We start from the raw sequence: 23654 nt of genomic DNA, 5'->3' as shown, positions 1-23654 counted from the left end.
CTGAAAGCCTGTCAAGTTGAAAACTATCATCACAAACACTTGAGGAGCAAATATTATGGCAAACATCACTCTTTCTGAACTAAACAATGCTGGCGTGGAATTATTTCAAGATTCTGAAAGTTTTCTGAATGAATTGAAAAATGTAGATTCCATCTCCGGTGGTAGCACCCATCAACCCTATGTCAGCGATATGTCCTTCCTGACTAAGCTGGCTGAGGCGTTTGTCTTCACTTACTCCATTGGTCATGTTACCTACTTAGCCAAGTCAGTCAGTTCTGGATACTAAATAAGTTAATAAACTAAAGATCCCCGACTTCTTGAAGAAGTCGGGGATCTGATCTGCTATGTTATGTTCTGAGAATTATCCTTTAGGAATGTTTCTAGGTTGGGTACATCTATCCAATTTGATGTCTTATGAGATTTATGAGATAAATCCATTAATAGTTGGGAATAAACCCCTTCTCGCAAGGATGGAATTATTTGTTGTTGGCGTTCAATTCCTAATACCCATTGGTCTACAACACGGGTAAATGCCGAAATGCGTCCGTCGGCGTGATGTTGGGGAAAAACTAAGCGGCTGGGGATTTCAATTTCTTGGAGAGGTTGACCAGGCTGAGAACCCCAAACCCGAAATCCATGTATATAATCTTTTTGATTTTCACTACCTAATACTAGAGTACCGCGATCGCCATACACTTCTACCCAATGTGTCCTGGATGCGTGAACTACTGCACTGATAGTAACTTGACAAGGTGTACCATCAGCTAATTCCAGAGATAGCAGACAAGTATCATCTGTTGTTACTGGCTTTAATTCTCCGTTAGCTGGGTCAACTCGTGCGGGAATGGCGGTACTCAGGTGGGCGTTTAATCTGCTGACTGAACCAAATAGCCAGGATATATAATCGAAAGCGTGGGAACCTAAAGAACCTAATGCACCGCCTCCTTTATCTTGGGAGGAATACCAGTTCCAAGGGCGGGATGTATCGGCGCGGGAGGAACCTAACCAATCAATTTTAATTAAGCGTTTATTTCCTACATAGTCTTTTGCTAATAATTCTGCAAATAATTGCCATCCTGGAACAAAGCGAAATTCAAAGTCTACTGTAGCTGTTACGCCTTTTGCTTGGGCTAATTTATATAATTCTTTGGCTTCAAATACGTTTAAAGTTGTGGGTTTTTCTAATAATAAATGTTTCCCGGCTTGCAGCACTTGTTTAGCCATTTCGTAGTGTAGAAATGGTGGTGTGGCTATACTCACGGCTTGCACTTCTGGTAATGCCAAAATATCGGCTATTGTGTCACAGGCGTGAGGGATATCATGAGTCTCGGCGATGGCTTTGGCTTTACTAATATCTCGATGATAAATGGCAACTATTTCGGTGCGGTGATGGGCTTTAAATCCGGGAATATGGACTTTTTGACCAAATCCTGTGCCAAGAATTGCTACACCAATTTTATTTTGATTTGTGGGGATTTCGGAAGGCATAAATTAATAGCGTTTATATTATGTATGTTATGTATGGAAAGACGAACCGCCAAGACGCAAAGAACGCCAAGGTAAGAGGGTTTAATAGGTTTTTTACATCAGTCTTCTTCAGAATTTGAGGATTTCTCGATCATAGTTGTCGGGAAGGGGTTCTACTTCCCAGACTATACTTTCTCCTGGTTCTAAGGCAACTTCTATATACAGTTTTTCGACGGCTGTTGTGGCTATATCTTCATTGTTGGGAAATGGTTGTAGGTCTTCGGTGAGGAGTCTGAGTTTAAAACCACCGGGAATCGCTGCGCCTATGGTGGCGTTACGTAATTCAAAGCGCCAATGTCGGGTGTCTGCTTGTCCTTGGGGTATAATTAGCAGTTCGTATAATTGACCTGCGATCGCGAGTTGGCGTGATAAACTGACTTGTGGTTTTCTTTCTTCTACACTCCGCGCCCCGGCTGCACTTAATTGCAGATTTAACTTTCCCCAACCTATTGCTGTGGCAATTTGAGTCACACCGCTTTGTAACCATTGGACAACTGACCGTTGTTCTGGTAGTCCTAAACGTTGTTCATATAAACGTTGTCGCCAACCGCCATGTGCAATTAGTCCCCCCCACAATGGAAAAGGTACGGCTAGACGAGGGGTAATGATTTCAGGATTTCCCAGGCGGGTAATTAAATTTTCGGCTTGTATTTGTGGTAAGATGGGTATATCTACAGTGGTGAGCTGTTTGACTTCATCGGCACAAAATTCTTGCGCCACATTTAATATATTTATATCAGTAATTATATCAACTTCATTCAGCGCATAAGTGCGATCGCCTGGGTAATAATCACCTTTAGTTTTCAGTTGTGCATGGGTACAATAACCCCAAACTCTGACATAGCCTGCATCCGGTTCTACTTGTACGGCTAAATAATAATCTCCCGCCCAGCTTGGTAAATCCACCCATTCTTGCGGTACACGCAATTCACTACTATCAATATTTTCACTGGGAACCAAAATAAATCTAGTTGCGTCCACAGTCATAGCCGTACCATTGACTAATTCCCAAAAACTGGGTAAAGCCGCCGCATCAGGCCATACTTTGGCTTGGGGTGTAAAATCTTCTTGTAACCAAGGTAAGACAGCACCCAGACAAAGTTCGTTGAGATAGGCTTGATAACTTGTAGAATCGGCGAAAGATTGACTGTGAAGTTCAACTTGATGTTTGACAGTGGTGGGAATTTCCAAGATCAGGTCTGTGGAAGCAAAACTTAAGATGGGGGTATTTGTAGTCATAGGGTTTTCTCCGGAGAATCTTCGGCTTTTTTTGAGTCCATTAGGGAAATAGTCTCTTCCCCGGCACAACAGATGTGACCATCTGTTCTAACATAAGCTATTCAGGAAACACATTGTAGTAATTATGCAACCATTCCTCAATCACAGCACTCATACTAGTTAGTAGGTCTGTTGTTACAGAAATATGCAAAATATCTTGACTCCAATTAGCCAAAGACCGCAACAATATTTCTTTGGTTTTTGTCAGTCGTCGCGAAACTGTATATTGCTTGATTTCTAGTTGTTTGGCAATTGCGTCTTGATTTAGCTGTTGACTATAGTATAGTTGTAAAATCTGCTGGACTTGCGGTTCAAGTTGAGCGATCGCATCCGCTAGAACTTGGTTAATCTCCACTTGTTGAGATGTGCGGGTTTGGGCTTCTTCTTGGGCGACAATTTCATGGATTAAAGATTCTCTGTCTGTCCCTGGTAGATTATCAAGTAATTCCCCTGAACCATCACCACCTTTAGATATATTTAGCGAATCCGGTTGGGGATAAAGATATTTTCGGACAGCTTTCGCTACACTTAATAGCCACTTTTCTAAAGTTTGGGGATTGACTTTTTGACTGCTTTGTGAATTGTAAGCTTGGGCGATCGCTTGCCAAATTTCAGCATCAGGTCGAGACAGTTGGCGAGATTTAGCAGCCTTCATGGGGACATAGAGAGTTTTAAAACATTGCCAAGCCAGAATATAAGCGTTAATCGTCTCTGAGGACAAGCCAGCATTTTGCAGAGATTCAAACACACGCTTTTGGGAAGTTTTCCGCAATAAGCCCCAATCTGTACAAATATCAACTTCACGGAGTTGGCGCAAAGTTTCGCGGATAGCACTCGCAAACACAATACTGGCGTAGTTTTTCAAAGTACTGCTGTGTTCAGGATTAAAACCCTGGAGAAGTTTATCCACTTGCGCGATCGCAATTTGAAAGCAATCTGAAAGCTTGTACTGAGTACTCACAAAGTTAGCTGCTGTTTTTTGAGAAGTCCAATAACAAGCTTCTTGTAAATAAGCAGTGAGATGTTGCTTTGCCAAAAATTTAGTTTCAGTCACTTGCCAAAACTTATACCAATACAATACCCAAAAATGTTCGTTTGTCTCTTTTGGTGTTTGTTGAAGACAACTTTGGATGCTGCGACGCAATCGGGAATCCGTCGCCCAATGACCGAAACGATCTCCGTCAAACTGCACGAAAGTTGAAAAAATTTCAATGCTGCTGTGTCGAGGTTGCATAAAAAACGGTAGACGAACCTAAAGGAAAAGTGAGGGCGTTAAAATTCGCCTGCACAAACTTTACTACACAAGATGAGTCTCCTGTTTCGCCTTGCACTCAAAAGATTCAAAATTTTCAACGCAAGGTTAATTAATTAAAAAACATTGTCTAAAATTGTGGAGAAAAAATGATGTTAGGAAATTTCAAGAGAGCTAAATTGATATTTTTGGCTGTTTTAAGCAGTTTATTAGTAAGTGTTAGCGCTTTTGCTCAAATCCCGCAGATCCGCCCAACGCCTCAACTGGTACAGTCACAATTTACTGTCATACAGTTAAGAAATGCAACAACCAGATTAAATCAGCTAGAAACTGCATTGAACCAAGTAGAAAGTAGAAAGGTAGCTACTCTTAAAGACACTGAAGCGGTGGAACAAGCTGCATTCGCTTATGCAGAAGCCATAAAAGCAGGCTTAGATAATGCTTTAAAAGAAGCTGAAACTTTAGCTAAAACCGAAGGCAAACAAGGCAGTATTAATGCTTTAGTGACATTTGAAAAAGCCGAAAAAGCGAATCAGCCCCGCTTAGAAAAAATTGGAGAACGAGCTAACACTATTGAAAGACAAATCAAAGTCGGGACTATCAGACTTGATCGGTCTATTATCCAAAATTTATCAGTTCCAGAACGCCGTGAATTATTAGACTCCCTAGAACCACCAGCAAAACAGATTTATTTGCGAGAACAACCAGTATTATTCAAACCTGCACTGGAATTACAAATAAATAACCCTACTTTGCAAACACCTCAAATTAACCCTACTTTACAAACACCTCGAATTAACCCTACTTTGGAAGCACCTCGAATTAACCCTACTTTGGAAGCACCTCGAAACAATCTTAAATTCCTCGAAGATAAATTTGACAAATTCCAAAGCTTTGTCCCCGGAAATCTAGAGAATACATTAGCTAACTATCATGTTGGCATGGCAGTTTCTGGGATGATGCAAAGCATCAGCAATATGTTGATACCTCCAGCTTATGCAGCAGCAGCAATCCCCTGTATTGGTCACGCCGTTGCCGGAAACTGGAGTGGTTTGGCAGCTTGTGTAGTTAAAGCAGGTTCACAAGCCACAAGCATATATAATCAATTTGTGAGTTGTTGGAATAACGCCAAGCGTCCTTTCCGTTGGCTAAAAAGAACCCGTTGCGTAGCGAGATTAATCGTAAGGATTGCTTAGGTTAAACCTCATAATAATTTAACTGTAAGGTGTGTTATCGCGTCAGCATAACGCACCTTAATTTGTCAATATATATAGGAATCCTGTTTGATTTATGAAAAAATCAAGTATTGTAGTGGACTGACAAGCCTAAAACGGTGCCAATGATGTTGGGTTTCCTTACGTCAACCCAACCTACAATTTTTTGCAACTGGTGTTATGAGGTACAAAGACCCCACCCCCAACCCCCCGCAAGCGATGAGGGGGCTAAGATGTACTTTATTCGGACTTACGCAAGAACTCTCTGAAACCCTCTTAACTTTGTATCCTTTGTTTCCTTCTCCCAAGGGGAGACGGTAAGCGTTAGCGTGCCGGAGGCTCTAGCTATGCCGAAGGCTTTATGCGGTTTGTTTTTTCATAACTTTGCGTAAGTCCTGCTTATATAATTGCAAATTGCTGTAATTTCTCTAAATTATTTAGGATTACTATCGCTAACTGGATAGACTTTTTAGAAAAATTAGAACATATTTCTTCTACAAATCTGCATAAAAATATCAAGTTAAACCTATTGATTAAGTGAAGGCGTTAGAAGTTGCCTACACAAATTAAATTACAAGGAATAAAACAAATGTTTTCCCTAGCACTTAAATCTTTAACACTGGGTACTATGGTTGCATTGTCTACTGCAACTACCGTTTTAGCCCAAGTACAGGTACGCCCACTAATAGCACAAAAGACAAACTTTAGCTGTGGGTCTGATATGAAGACCTATGTAGTTAGACCATTAGATAATCGTCAGGGGACTGGGATTCGCTGTGTCAAATTAAGTGAAGGTAAGCCAGGAACTAGAATTCCTCGATTAGCATGGTACGGCGAAGGTAATTGGAGTGGTTCAACTTATCGCCATGTCGGACACGCTTTTTTCAAAGGTTCTCAACTTGTGGGTTACGCTTCTGATATTCATGGGAACGGCGAAAATATCAATAATAATTTCCCCAACGGTAATATCAATATCCAAATTGTCAACCCATCAACCATTCGTGTCACTGGTGCATGGAATGAACAATGGCATTTAGTTCCAGCTACTAACTATCAAGCATTACCCAAACCAAAAACTTGCGGGAGATATTTCGATGAATACAAAGTGTCTGACCTGAATGGTAAACGTCAAGGTGATGGCTTACGTTGTGTTTTGCAGGTAGGGATGAGAAATACTACTTGGTTTGGTAATGGTAATTGGGGTAATTCCACTTATTCCCATCTGGGAACCAGGTCTTTTAATGGTCACGGTGCGAGTGATATTTGTGGTACTGGTTTCGGCCCAGTTTGTAATACCTTTGGCTGGGGTTCTGTGAAATTAAATCCTGTAACTGGCGGTTTTAATGTCACAGGTGCTTGGAGTGAAAAGTGGCGAAGATAATTAACCTCAGCGCCACTCTCCGTTAAAAATTTAGATTTGTAACATCCCCTCTGGGTTCACAGTTAAGAGCGATCGCCTTTGTAATCCCTCACGATATAAAATTTCATTGGCTGCTAATAATCCACTACTTACCGCCCGTTCCATTAACCCACAAGGAAAAGGCATTTTCACCCAATCCCCAGCAAACATTAAGTTAGCAATACCAGAACTAGATTCTGGACGTTCAGCATAACTCTGGGGTGGATATCCCGAAAAGTTACGTTGATTGACGATTTCCCGATGCAGCATTGTGGCTTGTTTTAACTCAGGGACAATTTCATATAGTTCCTGTTCAAATGTGGTTAATAAAGCCCCTTGGGTAGGAAATTCCTTTTCCTTATAACAATAGGCGTGTAACTCCACCACACTCCCACCTGTGCGTTCTGACCAATCAATAAATTGTTGTTGTATGCGATGATAAAGAGTGATGCTGTCTGTTAACTCGTAGCCAGATAAAGAAGTAAAATTACTTTGTTCCCACGCAAAATCTCGGTCAAACCAGAAACGACACACAGCGAAAGGATCGGCGATACTTAATTTTTCCACTTGCGATCGCACTTTTGGATCTACATCCCCACTCACCCGCTTAAATATCTGTTGCACACCAGGGACATCAGTAGCAAAAACATAATAATCTGCGGTGATTGTCTGCGGTGGTACTGATTCAGCATTTGCTGCTACCAACTGCAACTGATCATCCTGTCGTTGCACTATTTCAAACTTAGGTAAATCTCGTTGGGCTGGCCCTTTGACAACTTTACCATCAGCAGCGAAAACTGCCCCATGACAAGGACAATGAAAATTACCATCATCGGCTGGCTTGACAGTACATCCTTGATGAGTACAAGTTAGAGAAATAGCTGATTTACTATCAGCAGCAACGGCAAATACTTCATCAGCCGCACCAAAATATTCTACCTTTTCATTGGTAATAATTGCATTACGTTTTACCCAGAAAGGCACATTAGTTTGATTACTATCAAGATAATATTTCAGTTGCTCAATTTTACCATCTACAGCCGGAATTTCACTAACTGTAGCACTGGTAATAATTTGGCCGCCCTTACTTTGAATAAATTTAGCAATCGGTTGGACTAAACTTGTCCCCATATCATCTACAGTGCCATTAAAAGCCAACCCTTCAGGATTCCCAAAAAAGTAAAAATGGAAAAACTGCATAAGTTCGCCCACACTCATTTCATCTGGTGCATTCAAGCTAGATTTAGCAAAAGGGAGAAAATACAAGTCATATAAACCTTGGGGAAATTCAGTTTTCACCCAGTCAGCTACAGAGATATTATCAAAGCGGCGATAGTTTTTTTCCCGTTCAAAACCAGTAATCGCTTGAAAAACTTGTAAATGTTTGAACTTAGTTAAATTTATTCCCCAACGTAAACGGTTTGGAGATGCGATCGCTAAATCTACAATATTCCAAGGAAAAGCCGAACTACTGGGGCGAAATATCTCTGGTTTGTATTTCAAATCGCGATAAACTAGAGAATAAAAATTTAATGATTGAAAATTATTAGTAATCTCCAGTTCAGAAACAATACTTTTGAGATTATAATATTGAGGAAAAAACCCATGAAACCCGTGTTCCATCATAAAAGATTCCCCAGCCACTTCAATTGGCCAACTGGCAATTTTGCCACCGAGTTGAGGGGCTTTTTCTAAAAGTGTAACTGCAAACCCCCTTTGACTCAATTCATAAGCACAAGCCAAACCTGCTAAACCAGCCCCAACCACCACAACACTTTTATTTTTATTTAAGATTTGCGGCAATTCCAGAGTATCTTTTTGATAAACTGTAGGTTGAGGCTTACTAAACCGGGAGTATCCCGTACCTCCGACAACTGCACCAATACCAAATAATTTCAGTAGTGTCCGCCGGGATATAGTAGATGATTCTGGTGAATTAAATAGTAAACTCATGTGGCAAAATTAAAGCTGGTTTAGTTTCGTTCGTAGTTGCGCTTCAGCGCTAAATATTAACTACAAACTGGTAAAGATTTTCCCTGTTACCTTATCTTAAAAAAAATATTTTTGCAGAATTAGAGAATTTGTCAATGCTGAATCGTAAATTTCGCTCATACACATCTTAAACTTGCATAGGCAAAATATTTTTATTTCTAGGAATATAAAACAGCTAACGGGGAATTATAACATCAGAAGTTTATTTGATAGTTTAATATATTATTGAATAATTAGCTACCCTGGTTAAGTAGTCATGATCGCATATACTTATATCTTGCACCAGGCGGTTATTGCGACGGTACAAAATGTGAATATACCTTCTAAGTACACCACCAAAGTTTGCCTTTAGCACCTAGCCCCCATTAAAAATGAAGTATTGGCGTGAAACTATAGCTATAACTCAGCGCATCCTCATTGAACTGTTGCGCCGCAGACGCAGCTTAATTTTTTGGAGTATTTTCCCGATTTCCGTATTAATCCTGAGTGGATTTATTTTAGCAGAACGTGCAGAACTACCACTAGCGGACGCTTTTGCCTATGCTGCACCCTCAACTTTAGTCGGTGCGGCCTTATTTTTTAGCTGTTTGGGTGGTAGCGTCGCCACTGTAGTAGCCGAAAGAGAACAACAAACCCTCAAACGCCTGTTTATTTCACCCTTAAGTGGTGTTTCCTACTTTTTAGGAATTTTTCTCGCTCACAGTTGCATTGGTCTAGGACAGACACTTTTGGTTTATACTATTGCTGCTTTTTGGGGTGCGACATTCAACGGTTCTATTCTTTTAGGACTGACAATTATTATCATGAGTATCGTGGCGTATGTGGGTTTAGGCTTTATTTTAGGGACTCAATTAGCCCGACGGATTGAAGATGTTAATGCTTTGGTAGCTGCTTTTGGCGTTCCTTTGCTAATTCTAGGAGGGGCATTTTTACCTGCTTCACTGTTCCCTAAAACTCTGATTAATATTGCCAAATATAATCCAATTTATCACATGAATGAAGCTCTAGTAGGAGTTTCGTCTCAGGGTGCTGATATTGGTAAGATCATATCACATTTTATATTTTTATCAGTTTTTGCTGTAGTGATGGTAATTGGGGGATGGCTATCTTATCGGCGAATGTTAGTAGTAGAAAGAAGACTTTAATGAGGTGCCTTTGAAGAATTAATCAACCACAGATAAATACAGATATCAGAAAAATAATTGGCTCTTAGTAAGGACTTTAGTCCTTTCTTATTCTTCTAGTTTCCACCTGAATAATTATGCTAAAAATCACTAATTTAAATAAGTCCTATAGCTCCATAAAAGTTCTGCAAAACCTGACACTACACATTAAGCCTGGAGAAATTTATGGCTTATTGGGTGCAAATGGATCTGGAAAAACCACAACCATTAATATTATTTGTAATTTACTCAAAGCTGATAGTGGTGATATTACCATCAATCATCAAAAACTTTCTGAAGCTACAAAAAAAATCATTGGCATTGCACCCCAAGAGAATTTACTTTATAAAACCTTATCGTGTGAGGAGAATTTGAATTTTTTTGCTAAAATTTACGGTTTAAATAGAGAAGCAAGGCAAAACCAAGTACAAAAAACTCTCGCCTCTGTCAACTTATTAGATAGAGCTAAAAGTCCTGTAGAAACTCTCAGTGGTGGAATGAGGCGACGGCTAAATATTGCCGTGGCTTTGGTACATCAGCCGCATTTGGTAATTTTAGATGAACCAACTACAGGATTAGATATTGAAGCGAGATATGAAGTGTGGGAATTAATCCGACAACTAAAAAATCAGGGCGTGACTGTTTTATTAACTACCCACTTATTAGACGAAGCCGAGCGACTTTGTGACAGAATTGGCATCCTCAAAAATGGTAAAATTTTAGCTGAAGGGAGTTTAGACGATTTACGCACTTTGATTCCCGCCTCAGAAGTTTTAGTAGTACAAACTAATCAACAAGAGCAAGCGATCGCCTGCGCCCAAGAGTATGGTTTTACACATAAATATTATGGGGATCAGTTAGCTTTTTGGTTGCCACAACCTTTAGAATTAAAGGAAATTATCGCCCGATTTGAAGGGATTGAATTTGATTCGATTTCCCGGCTACCTGTGGGATTAGAACATATTTATTTAGAAGTGACACAAGGCAGTTAAAATATGGAACCTTACCCCCAACCCCTCTCCTTAGCAAACAAAGAGAGGGGGGAATTTGGAGTAATCAACTACTTATCAAGTTTCGGTGTTTCTAAAGCTTGTTCACGAAAGTACAAAAATAAAGGCAAGGAACAAGATAAACCGATACCAAAGGTAATCACAACATAAAGAAACAGCCAGCGCTGAGAAACGCCAATTCGCTTGAGTTCCAGAAGTGAGAAGCAGCAGAAAACCAAGGCAGAAATTAGTAAATCTGCTGCCACTTCTGAACTAATATAATTAGCAAAAGCACTTTGAAAAAATAGACTTACTGCAAAACCATTCTGACTAAAAAATTGGCACAAAAATATCCAAGGATCGATAGCACCAATAATTGCCAGCAAAAGATACAGTGATTTGGCTGTGAAAAATTTTCTAGATGTAGGTTGAATGTAGGTTATATTTTGCATAGTTTTCTGACTCAGATATTACTGGATGTAGCCTTCACAGATTGGTCATCAATCCTGTTGTTCTGATTATGACTACAGCAGATAATAGAAACAATTACTTCTGAGGTAATATGGCTGTGATTTCGACCTCAACAAGAGACTTATCCTTTGGGAAATTACTGAAATACTGGCGAAATCAACGCGGTTTCAGTCAACTCAATCTAGCTTTAGCCAGCGATGTTTCTCAGCGTCACATCAGCTTTTTAGAATCAAGTCGGGCAAATCCTAGCCGGGAGATGGTGCTACAACTTGCGGCGGTGCTGAATGTTTCCTTGCGTGACCAAAATGTCATGCTGACTGCTGCGGGCTTTGATCCGATTTATTCGGAAAGTGATTTATTATCTCCAGAACTGGAACCTATTCGCCAAGCTATAGGGTTTATTTTAAAGCAGCAAGAACCTTTTCCAGCCTTAGTGATGGATCGTTACTGGAATTTGATTGAAAATAACACCAGTTCACAGCGTCTAATTACCTGGTTAATTAATCCAGAGGAATTGGAACAGAACTTTTATATTGACGGCAAAATTAACTTAATGCGATTGACATTGCACCCACAAGGGTTAAAGCCATTTATTGCTAATTGGGAAGAAATCGCTGGTCATTTAATGCAACGGATATATCGAGAAGCCGTTACCGCAGGTGAAAGCAGCCAATACATGACCCTTTTCAATGAAATTCAAACCTATCCCGATGTCATCCAGATATGGCAAAAACCCCATCCTTATCCTTGGCAAATACCACTACTGACAATGCAGTTTATCAAAGATGAGTTAAGTTTTAGCTTTTTTACCACAATTACAACCCTAGGTACTCCTCATGACATCCTGTTGCAGGAACTCCGGATTGAAAGCCTGTTTCCCGCAGACAAGATGACAGAAGTTAATTTGAGAAAACTAGAAATAGCATCTAATTTATAAAGTCTCTAAAAGTTCCTTCAAGCGATCGCCTCCATTCCGAAACACAGGCCAACCATCACCCACTAGCACCGCTTCAATATTAGGTAGTGCTGCCAGGCGTTGCACAGAAGCCACAGCCGCCTTGCGATTCAGCAACTTCTCATCAGGCAAAATCGTTAAACTACCAGCCTTGCGGGCGCGTACCAAGTCCCCTGTGATTAAAGTTGTTTCCTCCAGTAACAAAGCCAACTCACCCGGAGTCTTAGAACCGTGGAGTTCCAACACCTGTAAACCTGGAACCACTTGATCACCATCAGCCAACCAGCGATCGCAATGTATGGGAAAACTATCCTTCTCCCCCACAGGGCCAGCAATCTTCGCATAAGTTTGGTCAGCAATTTCCTTAGCAGACCTGACGTGTTCAGAATTCGTCAACACAATCCAAACCACACCACCGAGGGATTTCAGGTGATTCCAATCATGATTAGATAAAGCTACAGGGTCAACCAAGACATTACCACCTGGACGAACCCAAGCAATCCCATTGAAATCAATATTTCTTGCAGGATTGAAAGTAGACCAGCCATATAGATCCGGACGGTGTAGAGATTTCATAACGATTCTGGTTCAGTACCTTCAATAACACTGGATTTATAACTCAGCATCAATAATGTATCAACAATCGAGTCTATAATTCAACGCTTATATATAGTTTTTTGCAATTAAGTCCCATCGTGATCACAGACATCGAGCGATCGCCAAAGTCAAAACCCAGCGTAAAAACCTTTCTTCTCTTCTCTTCTCTTACCTTATCTTCTCCGCCCTTCTCTTCGAGACGCTGCGCGCAAGCTACGCGAATGTTCCTCTTCCAGAAATCTAATTCCCCAGAAACCACCATGGCCACCTACGATAACATTCTATAAACAATAGGCAGCACCCCATTAGTCAGACTCAACAACATACCCCAAAACATAAACTCCACCATCTACACCAAAGTAGAATATCTCAACCCAGGAGGTAGCAACAAATATAGAGCAGATAATATTAATTGATTTGTCAACAGGAAGACACAAAAAATGAATGACGAAGGTTATATGTCTACAGGGGGAAATTCCCAAAAATTTGACATTATGCTAGTGGAGAAATTTTAGCTTGTATAGTGATCCCCAGTTAAGCACTTAATAGCAAAAAGAAATCTCTACTTGAATATGGGAGATTCAAACTGTTGCTAAATAAGAGTTCCGGCTAAACTACACAATAATTATGTTGTATTAGTTTAAAATTACGGTAATTACATCGGGTTTGTAGGTTGAAAAAAACTGCTAAAAAAATGGTATTGACTCTATAAAAAATATGATTACTGTTAAAAGTAGTCCTGCTTAAAACACGATTAAGCATTAATAATTCAGGAGATATTTTCTATGATGATGATGATGACCGAAACCATGACCACCGAAATGCAAAACTGCATTAACGCTTGCATGGAATGTCACAAAATGTGCATGGAAACCATGACTCACTGCATGAGCCAAGGCGGTAAGCAAATGAATATGAGCATGATGGGGATGATGCGCGACTGCGCGGAAATGTGCATGATGTGTATGAACATGATGATGGGTGGTTCTGAGTTCATGGGACGCACTTGTATGCTTTGTGCTGAAATGTGCGATCGCTGTGCCGCAGCTTGCGAACAAATGAGCCAAGACCAAAAAATGATGCAATGTGCTGCTTCTTGCCGTAAGTGTGCAGAAGCTTGCCGATCCATGCAAATGATGCCTGCTTAATTCGATTACCTAGCAGAACTTTCTCTGCAACCTATTATTCAAGCGCTCATGCTTTCGGGTTTGGGCGTTTGAAGTTCTGTAGTCAGCCAATTTCCGCTAAACTGGCATCTACGCAGTACAAAGCTGATGCTGATGAAACATCTCAAATCCACTTCCCAAGACTTGCGGAACTTGTTTGAAAGCAGTATCACTATTGAATATGTAGCCGAATCCCTCAAAGCTATATCAGCCGAAGAACCGGTAAGAGAGGTACTGCATTGGATGAAGGCGCAGGACTTTGATGTTGTCGGTGTTGAAATGGGAAACAGGATTACTGGCTATGTGGAACGTTCTAGTTTAATATCGGCTAAATCTGGTAAGTGTAGCGACTATCAACGGTTATTTCATCCCCAAGAACTGATTGCTATTTCTACTCCTCTGCTGAAGTTGCTACCCATCCTGCAACAAACACCGCGATTGTTTGTCCTCGACTGTAATCAAGTAAGCGGGATTATTACCTGTGGCGACTTGCAGAAAGCACCAGCACGAATGCTGCTGTTTGGCTTGGTGACACTGTTAGAAATGAATTTACTCCGGTTAGTGCGGCTTTACTATCCCCAGAATTCCTGGCAAAAAGTCCTCAAACCTGAACGCTTAGAGGTTGTACAACGGCTATGGCGAGAGAGTCAGGAAAGAAATGAAGCTACGGATTTGTTGGACTATCTTCAGTTCTGTGATAAACGCGAGTTGGTTTTAAATCAACCCGAACTGCTTCAGCAATTGGGATTAAAGTCGAAACGGTTTGGCGAACGCTTTCTGAAATCTGCGGAACAGTTGCGAAACAGATTGGCGCACGCCCAAAATTTAGTGAGTGCTTCTTCTTGGATAGAGTTGATTTCGCTAGCTGAGGCGATGGAAAGGCTGTTAATTCGCTGCGAAGAAGTTGAATAAAAGTTTGTAGTAAGGGCTTTAGCCCTGATTTGTAAAGCCCTGCGGGCATGGCTGCACTTACCGCGTAGCATCTCGCTCGCGCAGCGTCTCCGACAGTAGATAGAGAGGACTAAAGTCCTCACTACGAACTATATTCTTTTAATAATGTTTCCACACTAGCATTGTGATCTAAAAAGGAAAACAAATGTCTGTAAAGCAATTTACCATCTTGATCTAAAACAAACTGGGCTGGTAACGGCGCACCTAACGCTTGTCCTACTTTGTATGTCTGAAATACCCGACAACTAGGGTCACTCAGCAATGGCATTTTTAAACCCAAGTCTTTGACAACTATTTGACTTTGCTTTTCATCTGTACTAGTAATCATTAAAACTTCGATACCACGATTTTTAAATTGTTCGTAGTTTTCATTTAAAGCTTTAATATGAGGAAAACAAAAGGGACAATATTGTTTTTCGGTAAATATGCGCGTAAAAGCCAGTAATACTGGTTGCTGACCTTTATAATTTGAGAGTTTCACCACAGTGCCATTAGTGATATCTGGCAGTTGAAAATCTGGTGTCCCGACTCCCAGTCTTAGCTGATTTATCGCCGGGATTGGTAAAAAATTACGAAAGAAGCGCTCATTGAATAAGCCACTAAAATCATTAGAAGTCAGCATATTTTTAGAAAAATTTATTGAAAAAACCACAGATATACATAAAAGCATAATAAATATCTGTGGTTTTTGCCGTCTGATATTTTAGAGAAATTTAGACAGCCGAGAAGTAGACTTTGGACTTCACAGGGTCAGGATTCATGGTTTTGTCCCCAGGTTGCCAACCGGCTGGGCAAACTTCATCAGGGTGGGACTGAACATACTGAATTGCTTGTAATGTCCGCAGGGTTTCATCCACGCTGCGACCAAAAGCCAAGTTGTTCACGGTACAGTGCTGGATAACACCATCTTTATCAATAATGAACAAACCGCGCAAAGCAATGCCGGCGGCTGGATCAAGGACGTTATAGGTGGCGCTAATCTCTTTTTTAATGTCGGACACTAAGGGATAATTCAGGTCGCCGACACCACCAGACTTACGATCAGTTTGAATCCACGCTAGGTGAGAAAACTCGCTATCCACGGAAACACCGAGAACTTCGGTGTTAACTTTCTTAAATTCTTCGTAGCGATCGCTAAATGCTGTGATCTCAGTGGGGCAAACAAAGGTAAAGTCTAAGGGGTAGAAAAACAGAACGACGTACTTACCGCGATAGTCGGAAAGTTTAATGGTCTTAAATTCTTGGTCTACCACAGCCGTTGCTGTAAATTCAGGAGCCTGTTGACCAACACGGAGGCATCCTTCTGCTGCGTAAGTGAGGGACATTAAACGAATTCTCCTTCAACTTATATAAGTATAATACCGTTGGGATTTGGGTCAGTTTGCACTCACCCATTTACAATTGTTACAGTTTAATTACAATCTGTTACGACTATATCATAGTCATAACGGTTTTGAGTAACAAATGCCTGATTTAGACACAAGAGAATGGTTACTGACCAATGGCTTGGGGAGTTTTGCCAGTGGGACAATTTCTGATGTTCGCACGCGCACTTATCATGGTTGGCTATTTGCGGCGACTAATCCGCCTGTGGGTAGGACTCTGCTGTTTTCCCACCTCGAAGCTAGTTTAGAAATTTCTGGAAAGGTAATCGCACTGGGGACGAACTTCTGGGGCAATGGTAAAATTGAGCCGCAGGGCTACAAACTATTGCACTCTTTTGATATTAACCCAGTTCCCAAATGGATTTGGAAGCAAGATAACTGGCAATTAAGCAGACAGTTGCTAATGCCTCATGGGTTGGGGAGTGGGGAAAAAATTTGTTCCCATCGGCTGTTGATACAGTATCGCTATGAAGGCAGTGATCCAGCCATTTTACGGCTGCGGTTGCTGGTATGCGATCGCGATTTTCATCACCAGCAAAAATCTCATCCAGGCTTACAGTTTTCCCAATTACTCGGTGAAAATCAAGTTTGTCTCCAGGGAATATTTTCTGGAGAATTTGGCACACCTTGGTATTTGCGTTGGACGCAAGGAGAATATCACGCAGATGCTGTTTGGTATTGGGATTATCAGTTACCAGAGGAGAAAACCAGAGGATTAGGCGATCGCGAAGACCTCTATAGCCCTGGTTACTTAACAGTTATACTTCAGCCAGGAGATGCCGTCACCTTAGAAGCGCAAATGGGTTTTCCCGACCCACAGCAAGGTCTACTCACTCCTGAAATTTTTGCAGAGGCTATAGAAGCCGAACAAGAAAGGCTATCCCAGACTTTTGGTTGGGGGGAAAATAAAACTCCCACATCCCCCATTCGGCAAAAATTATTAAAAGCCAGCGATCAGTTTATCGTTTATCGAGCTTCCATAGCTGGTCCCACTGTGATTGCTGGTTATCACTGGTTCAACGATTGGGGACGTGATACCTTAATTGCTTTACCGGGTTTAGCCTTAGTTACCCAGCGCTTTGAATTGGCAAAAGGACTATTACAAACTTTTGGGCGTTACTGTCGCCACGGTTTAATTCCCAATGTTTTTTCTGATATCGATGGTGAAGCGTCTTATAACAGTATCGATGCGGCTTTGTTGTGGATTGAAGCTTTAGGACTTTACATAGAAGCTACCCAAGACTGGGAATTTTTGGCAGAACAGTTTCCAGTAGTGCAGCAAATTCACAAGGCGTTTATGGGTGGTACACGTTACAACATCCAAGTTGATGCTACTGATGGGTTAGTGAGTTGGGACGTGCGCGGTGTTGCTCTTACCTGGATGGATGTAGTAATTGGGGGACAGCCTGTAACACCCCGGAATGGTAAACCAATAGAAATTAATGCCCTGTGGTATTCGGCTTTATGTTGGATGAGTCAATGGGCGGAACGCTTGAGCAAAATGAATTTCGGTGATTCTGCCCGTTTTGCAAGACAGGCGCAGCGTTATACTCAGCAAGCGCAACAAGTGACTACTTCTCTGCAAAAGTTTTGGAATCCGCAGCTTGGTTATTTTTACGACACGATTTATCCCGATGATGGTCGCAATTCCCAGATTCGTCCCAATGCGGTTTTAGCATTGTCGCTGCATCATTGTGGGTTTTCAGACCACCAAAGACGAGCAGTAGTAGATTTAGCAGCTTCCCGTTTACTCACTCCGTATGGTCTTCGCAGTCTTGATCCAGCCGACCCCGATTATATAGGTAAATACATCGGCGACTCACAACAGCGCGATCGCTCCTACCACCAGGGTACTGTTTGGGCTTGGCTAATTGGTCCTTTTGTGCGTGCGTGGCAGCGTGCTTACCCAGAAAAACCATTACCGTTCGATTGGCAACCACTGCTCAATCACTTCCAGAATGATGCCTGTATGCACTCAATTTCGGAGATTTTTGATGGAGATTCGCCTCATAAACCCAAAGGTGCGATCGCACAAGCTTGGTCAGTTGCTGAGGTAATCAGGCATTTTCGATGAATAGCTGATAATTTATTTTATAAAAAAATGATACTATAAAATAAGTATATTTACAGCTATATGGATTTTGTTGTTTTAGATACCGAAGGCAACCCAGAATTAAGTGAATTAGCGATTATAGACAGTCAAGGTTTAGTAATTTATGAGGGTTTCTCAAAAGAGCATCCCCGCAATTATAAAAATACCCCTAACCTCAAAAGTTTAAAAACCCTGTTAACAGAATTCTTAGCTATAGTTCAGGGTAAAGCTATCATTTGTCACTATGCAGAACATGATATTGATGTCCTTAAATATAATTGCCACCAAGTTGGGTTAATTTGGCCTAATTTAAAATTTGAGTGTACTTGGACTTTAGCAAAAAATACTTGGCAAGGCTTAGAAAGTTATTCTTTAGATTATTTAAGTAAGTATTTTAATTTACGAGCTAATAATCAATATTTTATTTCCGATATGGCACATACTGCCAGATATGATGCAGAATTTACCTACCATCTTTATATAAAGATAATGTTAGAAAAATTAAAACAACAACCTAATCCATTTAGTAGCAGTAGAGTTGATACTCCTTTTCAAAATCATCCAGATTACCTGAACACATATCAGAGAGAATTTCTCACCCTCAAAACTGGTTTAAATGATATCAAACTAGATACCAACCATCAAAGTAAAGGTATCGTAGTTATTGGTGAACCAGGTTCTGGAAAGACTCACTTAATGATGCGACTAGCTCAGGAAAGACTATCTAGTAACAGATTATTATTTATTCGTCAGCCTAACAACTCTCAATCTGTACTTTATCATATTTATAGTAGAATGTTAGAATCTCTAGTCCAAAAAGTTGGACACCTCCCGCAATTAGACTATTTAATTATTAATACTTTTCGTAAAATCTTGAGTCTTCCTCACAGAGATGTTAAACAAAAAGATATAGAAATTCTCAAAGCATTATATAACTTAGAAGAAAATAACATCAACGCTTTGGGAGCAGAAAATACGCAACGTAAGCGAGAATATTGGTTATATATTGAGAAAACCATTAATGAATGGTGGATGAACAATTATGCTGCGGGCAGTTATGCTTTATCTATCATCAAAGGAATGGTGAAGTATTGTAGCTACACAGATTATAAATATAAAAATATTACTACTCGTTGGTTAGCTGGAAATGTTTTAACTGATGAAGAAGCAGAAACCATTGGCTTACCGAATTGGGGAGAAGAAATTAGTCAAGAAGCCTTTTCTTTAGAAGCCATATCAGTTTTAGGAAAACTATCGACTCTAGATGAGCCTTTAATTATTATTTTCGACCAATTAGAAGGCTTAGGACTTGCTCATAACAAAGAAATTCTGTTAAATTTTGGGGAAGCTGTCAAAGAAATTTTTACCCATGTTCCTAATAGCTTAATTATCCTGAATTTGTTTCCTGACAGATGGGAACAGTTTCAATCTACTTTTGACAAGGCTATTTTTAGGCGGTTCCCATCTCTAGTTTATTTACGTCAGCCTAATGAAAGCGAAATTAAAGCAATTCTGCAAATTAAGTTGCAATCTGTAAACATTAATTTAGAACATCTGTTTCACCCAGAAGATTTAGATGATATCTTAGAAGAAAAGCCTATTGGAACAGCTTTAAATCGTGCGGCTGAATACTATAACTATAGAGTTAATGGCATCCCTTTAAGCATTAAAAAGAAAGCCATATATGAACTAGACAATAATGAAAAAATAGAACAGCAGTTGAGAACCTTACGGCAACAGCAACAGACATCAACAGAAGTTTTAATGCAGCTAATACAGGCTATACAAGACCCTGCTGCTATAGATTTAACCAACCTGCAACAGAAACTAGGAGGAACTGTTCACACTCCACCCTCAAATCCTGTAATTGAATATTTAATTCAACATAAAAACGAGTTGGAGCAAAAATATAATAATTCAGCGATTATTACAGACTATGATGATATTGGTAAATTAAAAACAATTGCAGAAGCCTTCAACCATATCAAGCCTATTAAATTAACACAGTATCGCTTAGGTAAACGAAAATTACCAGAGCATATTGTAGTAGAAAATGGTAACAAAAATCATGTAATTGGGTTTCTGCAAATAAATGGTATTGCTTTTACAAGTCGTATCAGTAACTTCAATGAATTAGTTAATATTTATCCGCAAACTAAGTTTGAACTATTTCGAGACGAGCGTATACCAGAAATTACAGGTAAAGTCGGAAAAGAATATATTAAACAACTGCAAAATAGTCGCAACGGTAATTTTATCTCACTAAATAAACAAGACAGGATTCTTTTAGACTTAATTTATGATTTAATTATCAGCATTTATAATAAAGATTTATACGATGTAGATTTAGAAACAGCATTAAACGTTTTAATCACCCATAAAGAATGGTATCACTGGATTTTTTCCATGTTTGGGTTCACCTCACCAACTAAATAAAAACTGCTTCCTTCCTTCTTCTTCCCCTCTTCCTTCGTGTCCTTCTCCCAAGGGGAGAGGCTAGCGCCAACGCGTCCTTTGCGGTTCGTTCCTCCATGATAAAAAGCCCATTACGATACCCAGGTGGGAAGTCAAGAGCTATTAAGCAAATAGCCGAAAACTTACCAGATAGCTTTTCTGAATTTCGAGAACCTTTTGTAGGTGGTGGTTCCGTCTTTATTTACTTAAAGCAAAAATTTCCTCATCTCAAAATCTGGATAAACGATTTAAACCGCGAATTATTTCTATTTTGGAAATACACTCAATCTCATCTACCGCAGCTAGTCGAAGAAATCCGCCGTGTTAAAGATAAATATACAGATGGTAAAATCCTATTTAAAGAATTAACCACTATAGATACTCAAACATTATCTGATTTTGATAGAGCAGTACGCTTTTTTGTTCTCAATAGAATTACATTTTCTGGTACTGTAGAATCTGGAGGTTTTTCTGAGCAAGCTTTTCAGAAACGCTTTACTTACTCCTCAATAAACCGACTAGAGAAATTAGCAGAAATCTTAACAGATGATGTCAAAATTACTAACTTGGATTATAGCGAACTATTAAAACCAGATGGGAAAAATGTATTTATATTTTTAGATCCACCTTATTTTGCTGCGACTAAATCCAGATTGTATGGTAAAGATGGAGATTTACACACAACATTTGAGCATCAAAGATTTGCGGAATTGCTGAGAGAATGTCATCATCAATGGTTAATAACTTATGATGACTCACCCCAAATCAGAGAAAATTTCACCGACTTTCATCTCTGGGAGTGGGAATTGCAGTATGGCATGAATAACTACAAACAGGATAATGCCGCCAAAGGTAAAGAGTTATTCATCAGTAATTATATTCACATTTCGCAGTAGTATTAATCTCCCCAATTAGGGTTTGCTGCAAAAGTCGTTCCAAGCTAAAAAAATTTGCTTACTTTGTCATGCTCCTCATTACACTGCCCATAATCCGCACCCGCACCCACCGAGGTAAGGGAACTAAGGAATAAGTCAGCACTTTGGATAACAGTCCGGGTAGCACCACCGACTTTTGACCCAAGGCATTCAAAGTTGATCGAGCAACTTCTCTGGCACTTAATGCCTTACCCATTTTCATGCCCGCTCGAGCTGCAAAACCGCTCTGAGTAGGTCCCGGTGCAGACGCAATCACATCAACACCCATTGGTGTAAGTTCCACATACAGTGCTTCAGCCAGCGTGTGAACGTATGCTTTAGTAGCCGCATAATGAGCCGCAAAGGGCATTCCTTGAAACCCGACGATTGAACTCATCAACACCATACCTCCACGTCCTTGTCTGGCAAACTGCTTACCGAAGTGCCAACACACTCCCAAGAGCGCACGACAGTTGACGTTCAGCATTTCTATTTCTTGCTCAAGCTGGGAATTGATAAATAATCCTGACGTACCAAAACCTGCCGATGCAACCAGTAAACCAATATCTAAATGAGTGGTCTTTGCAACAAGTCTTTCTAGGCTCGTTTCGTTCCCCAAATCCATTTCGATTGCCTGCACCTCAATTCCATACCGAGCAGGTAAGTCTGCTGCCATTTGTTCGAGGACTTTTTGACTTCGCGCCACCAAAATGAGATTTAGCCCTGCCTCAGCTAACCGCAGTGCCATCTCATAACCGATTCCAGATGATGCCCCTGTAACAACAGCCCAAGGACCATATCGGGTGTTTAGATGCTTTCGCCAATCCTTCATAATCTATTCAACTTGTTGTATTCAACTTATTGTATATGAAATGATGGTGTTCTTAAATAATGAACGTCTTTAGGCTTGTATTTAGCCAGAGTAACGTCAAAATAGCCAGCTATGATATCTAGCTCTATCTGCTTTGATTTCATTTCTGCAACGAGTAGATTCTCAGCAGTGTCAGCTAGATTCAAAGATAAATATTTCTGATTACCACTAAACAAGGCTCTAGGTAATCTTAATCCCATATACCTTTAATGGTTTCAATTCCAAATTTCATTGACTATAAGGTTTGCAGAGCTTAGTCAAAAAATAGTCAAAGTAGTGTTAAAGATAGTATTCAGCACCCTATGACTATTAATGACTAGGAGCTGAAACTCTTATATAGCTTTATCTTAAAATGGCTCAGGTCAGATTTGAACTGACGACCCCAGGCTTATGAGTCCCGTACTCTAACCAACTGAGCTACTGAGCCTTACGTTCGATACTTTGTCATCATAGCATATAGGTTTTGCTATGGCTAGTATTTTGAGAGATTAATTTTTTCAGCCCCTGGAGGAGCTAAAAAGAATAAGGGATTGGTTTAATAAACTCAGTATGGGCGCGCACAAAACAGCGAATCTTTGTATCTTCTGCACTGCCTTGTTTGGCAACATACAGCCACGGTAAACCTTGTTTATCTCGATAAATTGTCGGATTACCCACGATATCAACATTATTAGCTTTGGAAAGCGATCGCACCACACGGTAATTCACTCCAGCTTGCGCCCGACAATTAAGCTTGCTAGCTGCAACATTCCATACAAGATGATCAGATTTTTTCCCATTCTGAAACTTGCTGAGAATTGATGTATAGTCACCTTGTCGATTCGGCTGCGGATATTGGAAGCTATTAGTTTGAGCATTTGCTGCAAGTGGCATTAATCCTAATAATGCCAGTTTTACTACTAAAACGCCATGACTTAAATTCAGTTTCATATTCAAATCCTGGTATTGTATGAAAATGGGATAACTTATTTCCTGGTGTTTCCT

Annotated in this window: 23 protein-coding genes and 1 tRNA gene; 12 read left to right on the top strand and 12 right to left on the bottom strand. The window is 40.2% G+C overall.

The window, feature by feature from the left end; translation table 11 throughout:
• The first annotated feature begins 55 nt into the window (after window positions 1–55).
• Window positions 56–286: a hypothetical protein gene (locus ACM0OW_RS06920; RefSeq protein ID WP_414549297.1), complete on the top strand. Its 231-nt coding sequence runs from the start codon at window positions 56–58 to the stop codon at window positions 284–286.
• A gap of 56 nt (window positions 287–342) precedes the next feature.
• Here the strand turns inward: ACM0OW_RS06920 and ACM0OW_RS06915 are convergent, their stop codons facing one another.
• The 3 genes from ACM0OW_RS06915 to ACM0OW_RS06905 form a co-directional block, all read right to left on the bottom strand.
• Window positions 343–1488 carry a Gfo/Idh/MocA family protein gene (locus ACM0OW_RS06915; protein WP_414549296.1) on the bottom strand — a complete coding sequence of 382 codons (1146 nt, stop codon included), beginning with the start codon at window positions 1486–1488 and terminating at the stop codon, window positions 343–345.
• 108 nt (window positions 1489–1596) lie between these two features.
• Window positions 1597–2766 (bottom strand): DUF1822 family protein, encoded by a 1170-nt coding sequence (locus ACM0OW_RS06910; protein WP_414549295.1) that lies wholly within the window; start codon window positions 2764–2766, stop codon window positions 1597–1599.
• A gap of 97 nt (window positions 2767–2863) precedes the next feature.
• Window positions 2864–4039, bottom strand: a complete 1176-nt coding sequence (locus ACM0OW_RS06905) for a sigma-70 family RNA polymerase sigma factor (protein WP_414549294.1) — start codon at window positions 4037–4039, stop codon at window positions 2864–2866.
• 167 nt (window positions 4040–4206) lie between these two features.
• On the opposite strand from ACM0OW_RS06905, the gene ACM0OW_RS06900 reads away from it, so the two are divergent.
• Both ACM0OW_RS06900 and ACM0OW_RS06895 read left to right on the top strand, forming a co-directional pair.
• The gene (locus ACM0OW_RS06900) at window positions 4207–5253 is read left to right on the top strand and encodes a hypothetical protein (protein WP_414549293.1); all 1047 of its coding nucleotides are present in this window, start codon (window positions 4207–4209) and stop codon (window positions 5251–5253) included.
• 607 nt (window positions 5254–5860) lie between these two features.
• The gene (locus ACM0OW_RS06895) at window positions 5861–6652 is read left to right on the top strand and encodes a hypothetical protein (RefSeq protein ID WP_414549292.1); all 792 of its coding nucleotides are present in this window, start codon (window positions 5861–5863) and stop codon (window positions 6650–6652) included.
• 30 nt (window positions 6653–6682) lie between these two features.
• Here ACM0OW_RS06895 and ACM0OW_RS06890 read toward each other — a convergent pair whose 3' ends face one another.
• A complete protein-coding gene (locus ACM0OW_RS06890) occupies window positions 6683–8623 on the bottom strand; it encodes an FAD-dependent oxidoreductase (protein ID WP_414549291.1) in 1941 nt (646 codons plus the stop codon).
• 410 nt (window positions 8624–9033) lie between these two features.
• On the opposite strand from ACM0OW_RS06890, the gene ACM0OW_RS06885 reads away from it, so the two are divergent.
• Window positions 9034–9807: an ABC transporter permease gene (locus ACM0OW_RS06885; RefSeq protein ID WP_414549290.1), complete on the top strand. Its 774-nt coding sequence runs from the start codon at window positions 9034–9036 to the stop codon at window positions 9805–9807.
• A 116-nt stretch (window positions 9808–9923) separates the two neighbouring features.
• On the top strand, window positions 9924–10817 hold the full coding sequence (locus ACM0OW_RS06880) for an ABC transporter ATP-binding protein (protein WP_414549289.1): 894 nt from the start codon (window positions 9924–9926) through the stop codon (window positions 10815–10817).
• Between the two features lie 68 nt (window positions 10818–10885).
• Here ACM0OW_RS06880 and ACM0OW_RS06875 read toward each other — a convergent pair whose 3' ends face one another.
• On the bottom strand, window positions 10886–11266 hold the full coding sequence (locus ACM0OW_RS06875; RefSeq protein WP_414549288.1) for a DUF2834 domain-containing protein: 381 nt from the start codon (window positions 11264–11266) through the stop codon (window positions 10886–10888).
• Window positions 11267–11376: 110 nt separating this feature from the next.
• Between ACM0OW_RS06875 and ACM0OW_RS06870 the strand changes: the two genes are divergently transcribed.
• Window positions 11377–12222 (top strand): helix-turn-helix domain-containing protein, encoded by an 846-nt coding sequence (locus ACM0OW_RS06870; protein ID WP_414549287.1) that lies wholly within the window; start codon window positions 11377–11379, stop codon window positions 12220–12222.
• On the opposite strand, the gene ACM0OW_RS06865 is transcribed toward ACM0OW_RS06870, so the two are convergent.
• Window positions 12217–12816, bottom strand: a complete 600-nt coding sequence (locus ACM0OW_RS06865) for an MBL fold metallo-hydrolase (RefSeq protein ID WP_414549286.1) — start codon at window positions 12814–12816, stop codon at window positions 12217–12219. The two genes, ACM0OW_RS06870 and ACM0OW_RS06865, sit on opposite strands and share 6 nt — an antisense overlap.
• 311 nt (window positions 12817–13127) lie before the next feature.
• Between ACM0OW_RS06865 and ACM0OW_RS06860 the strand changes: the two genes are divergently transcribed.
• The 3 genes from ACM0OW_RS06860 (at window position 13128) to ACM0OW_RS06850 (ending at window position 14915) form a co-directional block, all read left to right on the top strand.
• Complete coding sequence (locus tag ACM0OW_RS06860; protein WP_414549482.1) at window positions 13128–13253, top strand: hypothetical protein; 126 nt, start codon at window positions 13128–13130, stop codon at window positions 13251–13253.
• Between the two features lie 369 nt (window positions 13254–13622).
• On the top strand, window positions 13623–13985 hold the full coding sequence (locus ACM0OW_RS06855; protein ID WP_414549285.1) for a four-helix bundle copper-binding protein: 363 nt from the start codon (window positions 13623–13625) through the stop codon (window positions 13983–13985).
• A gap of 132 nt (window positions 13986–14117) precedes the next feature.
• Window positions 14118–14915: a hypothetical protein gene (locus tag ACM0OW_RS06850; protein ID WP_414549284.1), complete on the top strand. Its 798-nt coding sequence runs from the start codon at window positions 14118–14120 to the stop codon at window positions 14913–14915.
• A 121-nt stretch (window positions 14916–15036) separates the two neighbouring features.
• On the opposite strand, the gene ACM0OW_RS06845 is transcribed toward ACM0OW_RS06850, so the two are convergent.
• Together ACM0OW_RS06845 and ACM0OW_RS06840 are read right to left on the bottom strand one after the other, a co-directional pair.
• The gene (locus ACM0OW_RS06845; protein WP_414549283.1) at window positions 15037–15576 is read right to left on the bottom strand and encodes a peroxiredoxin family protein; all 540 of its coding nucleotides are present in this window, start codon (window positions 15574–15576) and stop codon (window positions 15037–15039) included.
• A gap of 91 nt (window positions 15577–15667) precedes the next feature.
• Window positions 15668–16279 (bottom strand): peroxiredoxin, encoded by a 612-nt coding sequence (locus ACM0OW_RS06840; RefSeq protein WP_414549282.1) that lies wholly within the window; start codon window positions 16277–16279, stop codon window positions 15668–15670.
• A gap of 139 nt (window positions 16280–16418) precedes the next feature.
• On the opposite strand from ACM0OW_RS06840, the gene ACM0OW_RS06835 reads away from it, so the two are divergent.
• The 3 genes from ACM0OW_RS06835 (at window position 16419) to ACM0OW_RS06825 (ending at window position 21781) form a co-directional block, all read left to right on the top strand.
• Window positions 16419–18413, top strand: a complete 1995-nt coding sequence (locus tag ACM0OW_RS06835) for an amylo-alpha-1,6-glucosidase (protein ID WP_414549281.1) — start codon at window positions 16419–16421, stop codon at window positions 18411–18413.
• Window positions 18414–18473: 60 nt separating this feature from the next.
• Window positions 18474–20867: an exonuclease domain-containing protein gene (locus ACM0OW_RS06830; protein ID WP_414549280.1), complete on the top strand. Its 2394-nt coding sequence runs from the start codon at window positions 18474–18476 to the stop codon at window positions 20865–20867.
• Between the two features lie 95 nt (window positions 20868–20962).
• A complete protein-coding gene (locus ACM0OW_RS06825; RefSeq protein ID WP_414549279.1) occupies window positions 20963–21781 on the top strand; it encodes a DNA adenine methylase in 819 nt (272 codons plus the stop codon).
• Window positions 21782–21839: 58 nt separating this feature from the next.
• Here ACM0OW_RS06825 and ACM0OW_RS06820 read toward each other — a convergent pair whose 3' ends face one another.
• The 4 genes from ACM0OW_RS06820 to ACM0OW_RS06805 all read right to left on the bottom strand — a co-directional run bounded on the left by ACM0OW_RS06820 (window position 21840) and on the right by ACM0OW_RS06805 (window position 23600).
• A complete protein-coding gene (locus ACM0OW_RS06820; protein ID WP_414549278.1) occupies window positions 21840–22631 on the bottom strand; it encodes an SDR family NAD(P)-dependent oxidoreductase in 792 nt (263 codons plus the stop codon).
• Between the two features lie 26 nt (window positions 22632–22657).
• Complete coding sequence (locus ACM0OW_RS06815; RefSeq protein WP_414549277.1) at window positions 22658–22870, bottom strand: Arm DNA-binding domain-containing protein; 213 nt, start codon at window positions 22868–22870, stop codon at window positions 22658–22660.
• Between the two features lie 153 nt (window positions 22871–23023).
• Window positions 23024–23097: transfer RNA gene (locus ACM0OW_RS06810), tRNA-Met, on the bottom strand.
• A gap of 86 nt (window positions 23098–23183) precedes the next feature.
• Complete coding sequence (locus tag ACM0OW_RS06805; RefSeq protein ID WP_414549276.1) at window positions 23184–23600, bottom strand: hypothetical protein; 417 nt, start codon at window positions 23598–23600, stop codon at window positions 23184–23186.
• Between the last annotated feature and the right edge of the window lie 54 nt (window positions 23601–23654).

Source organism: Anabaena sp. CCY 0017 (assembly GCF_963920885.1).
Classification (GTDB): domain Bacteria; phylum Cyanobacteriota; class Cyanobacteriia; order Cyanobacteriales; family Nostocaceae; genus Nodularia.
The sequence above is the reverse complement of the archived record's forward strand: the minus strand, read 5'-3'. Positions and strand labels throughout refer to the sequence as shown.

Excerpts from the sequence above, each read along its gene's own strand:
- ACM0OW_RS06885 (WP_414549290.1), top strand. The coding sequence starts at position 9,034 with ATGAAGTATTGGCGTGAAACTATAGCTATAACTCAGCGCATCCTCATT.
- ACM0OW_RS06865 (WP_414549286.1), bottom strand. The coding sequence starts at position 12,816 with ATGAAATCTCTACACCGTCCGGATCTATATGGCTGGTCTACTTTCAAT.
- ACM0OW_RS06850 (WP_414549284.1), top strand. The coding sequence starts at position 14,118 with ATGAAACATCTCAAATCCACTTCCCAAGACTTGCGGAACTTGTTTGAA.
- ACM0OW_RS06805 (WP_414549276.1), bottom strand. The coding sequence starts at position 23,600 with ATGAAACTGAATTTAAGTCATGGCGTTTTAGTAGTAAAACTGGCATTA.
- ACM0OW_RS06825 (WP_414549279.1), top strand. The coding sequence starts at position 20,963 with ATGATAAAAAGCCCATTACGATACCCAGGTGGGAAGTCAAGAGCTATT.
- ACM0OW_RS06920 (WP_414549297.1), top strand. The coding sequence starts at position 56 with ATGGCAAACATCACTCTTTCTGAACTAAACAATGCTGGCGTGGAATTA.
- ACM0OW_RS06870 (WP_414549287.1), top strand. The coding sequence starts at position 11,377 with ATGGCTGTGATTTCGACCTCAACAAGAGACTTATCCTTTGGGAAATTA.
- ACM0OW_RS06875 (WP_414549288.1), bottom strand. The coding sequence starts at position 11,266 with ATGCAAAATATAACCTACATTCAACCTACATCTAGAAAATTTTTCACA.
- ACM0OW_RS06900 (WP_414549293.1), top strand. The coding sequence starts at position 4,207 with ATGATGTTAGGAAATTTCAAGAGAGCTAAATTGATATTTTTGGCTGTT.
- ACM0OW_RS06835 (WP_414549281.1), top strand. The coding sequence starts at position 16,419 with ATGCCTGATTTAGACACAAGAGAATGGTTACTGACCAATGGCTTGGGG.
- ACM0OW_RS06910 (WP_414549295.1), bottom strand. The coding sequence starts at position 2,766 with ATGACTACAAATACCCCCATCTTAAGTTTTGCTTCCACAGACCTGATC.
- ACM0OW_RS06890 (WP_414549291.1), bottom strand. The coding sequence starts at position 8,623 with ATGAGTTTACTATTTAATTCACCAGAATCATCTACTATATCCCGGCGG.
- ACM0OW_RS06855 (WP_414549285.1), top strand. The coding sequence starts at position 13,623 with ATGATGATGATGATGACCGAAACCATGACCACCGAAATGCAAAACTGC.
- ACM0OW_RS06880 (WP_414549289.1), top strand. The coding sequence starts at position 9,924 with ATGCTAAAAATCACTAATTTAAATAAGTCCTATAGCTCCATAAAAGTT.
- ACM0OW_RS06840 (WP_414549282.1), bottom strand. The coding sequence starts at position 16,279 with ATGTCCCTCACTTACGCAGCAGAAGGATGCCTCCGTGTTGGTCAACAG.
- ACM0OW_RS06905 (WP_414549294.1), bottom strand. The coding sequence starts at position 4,039 with ATGCAACCTCGACACAGCAGCATTGAAATTTTTTCAACTTTCGTGCAG.
- ACM0OW_RS06915 (WP_414549296.1), bottom strand. The coding sequence starts at position 1,488 with ATGCCTTCCGAAATCCCCACAAATCAAAATAAAATTGGTGTAGCAATT.
- ACM0OW_RS06820 (WP_414549278.1), bottom strand. The coding sequence starts at position 22,631 with ATGAAGGATTGGCGAAAGCATCTAAACACCCGATATGGTCCTTGGGCT.
- ACM0OW_RS06830 (WP_414549280.1), top strand. The coding sequence starts at position 18,474 with ATGGATTTTGTTGTTTTAGATACCGAAGGCAACCCAGAATTAAGTGAA.
- ACM0OW_RS06815 (WP_414549277.1), bottom strand. The coding sequence starts at position 22,870 with ATGGGATTAAGATTACCTAGAGCCTTGTTTAGTGGTAATCAGAAATAT.
- ACM0OW_RS06895 (WP_414549292.1), top strand. The coding sequence starts at position 5,861 with ATGTTTTCCCTAGCACTTAAATCTTTAACACTGGGTACTATGGTTGCA.
- ACM0OW_RS06845 (WP_414549283.1), bottom strand. The coding sequence starts at position 15,576 with ATGCTGACTTCTAATGATTTTAGTGGCTTATTCAATGAGCGCTTCTTT.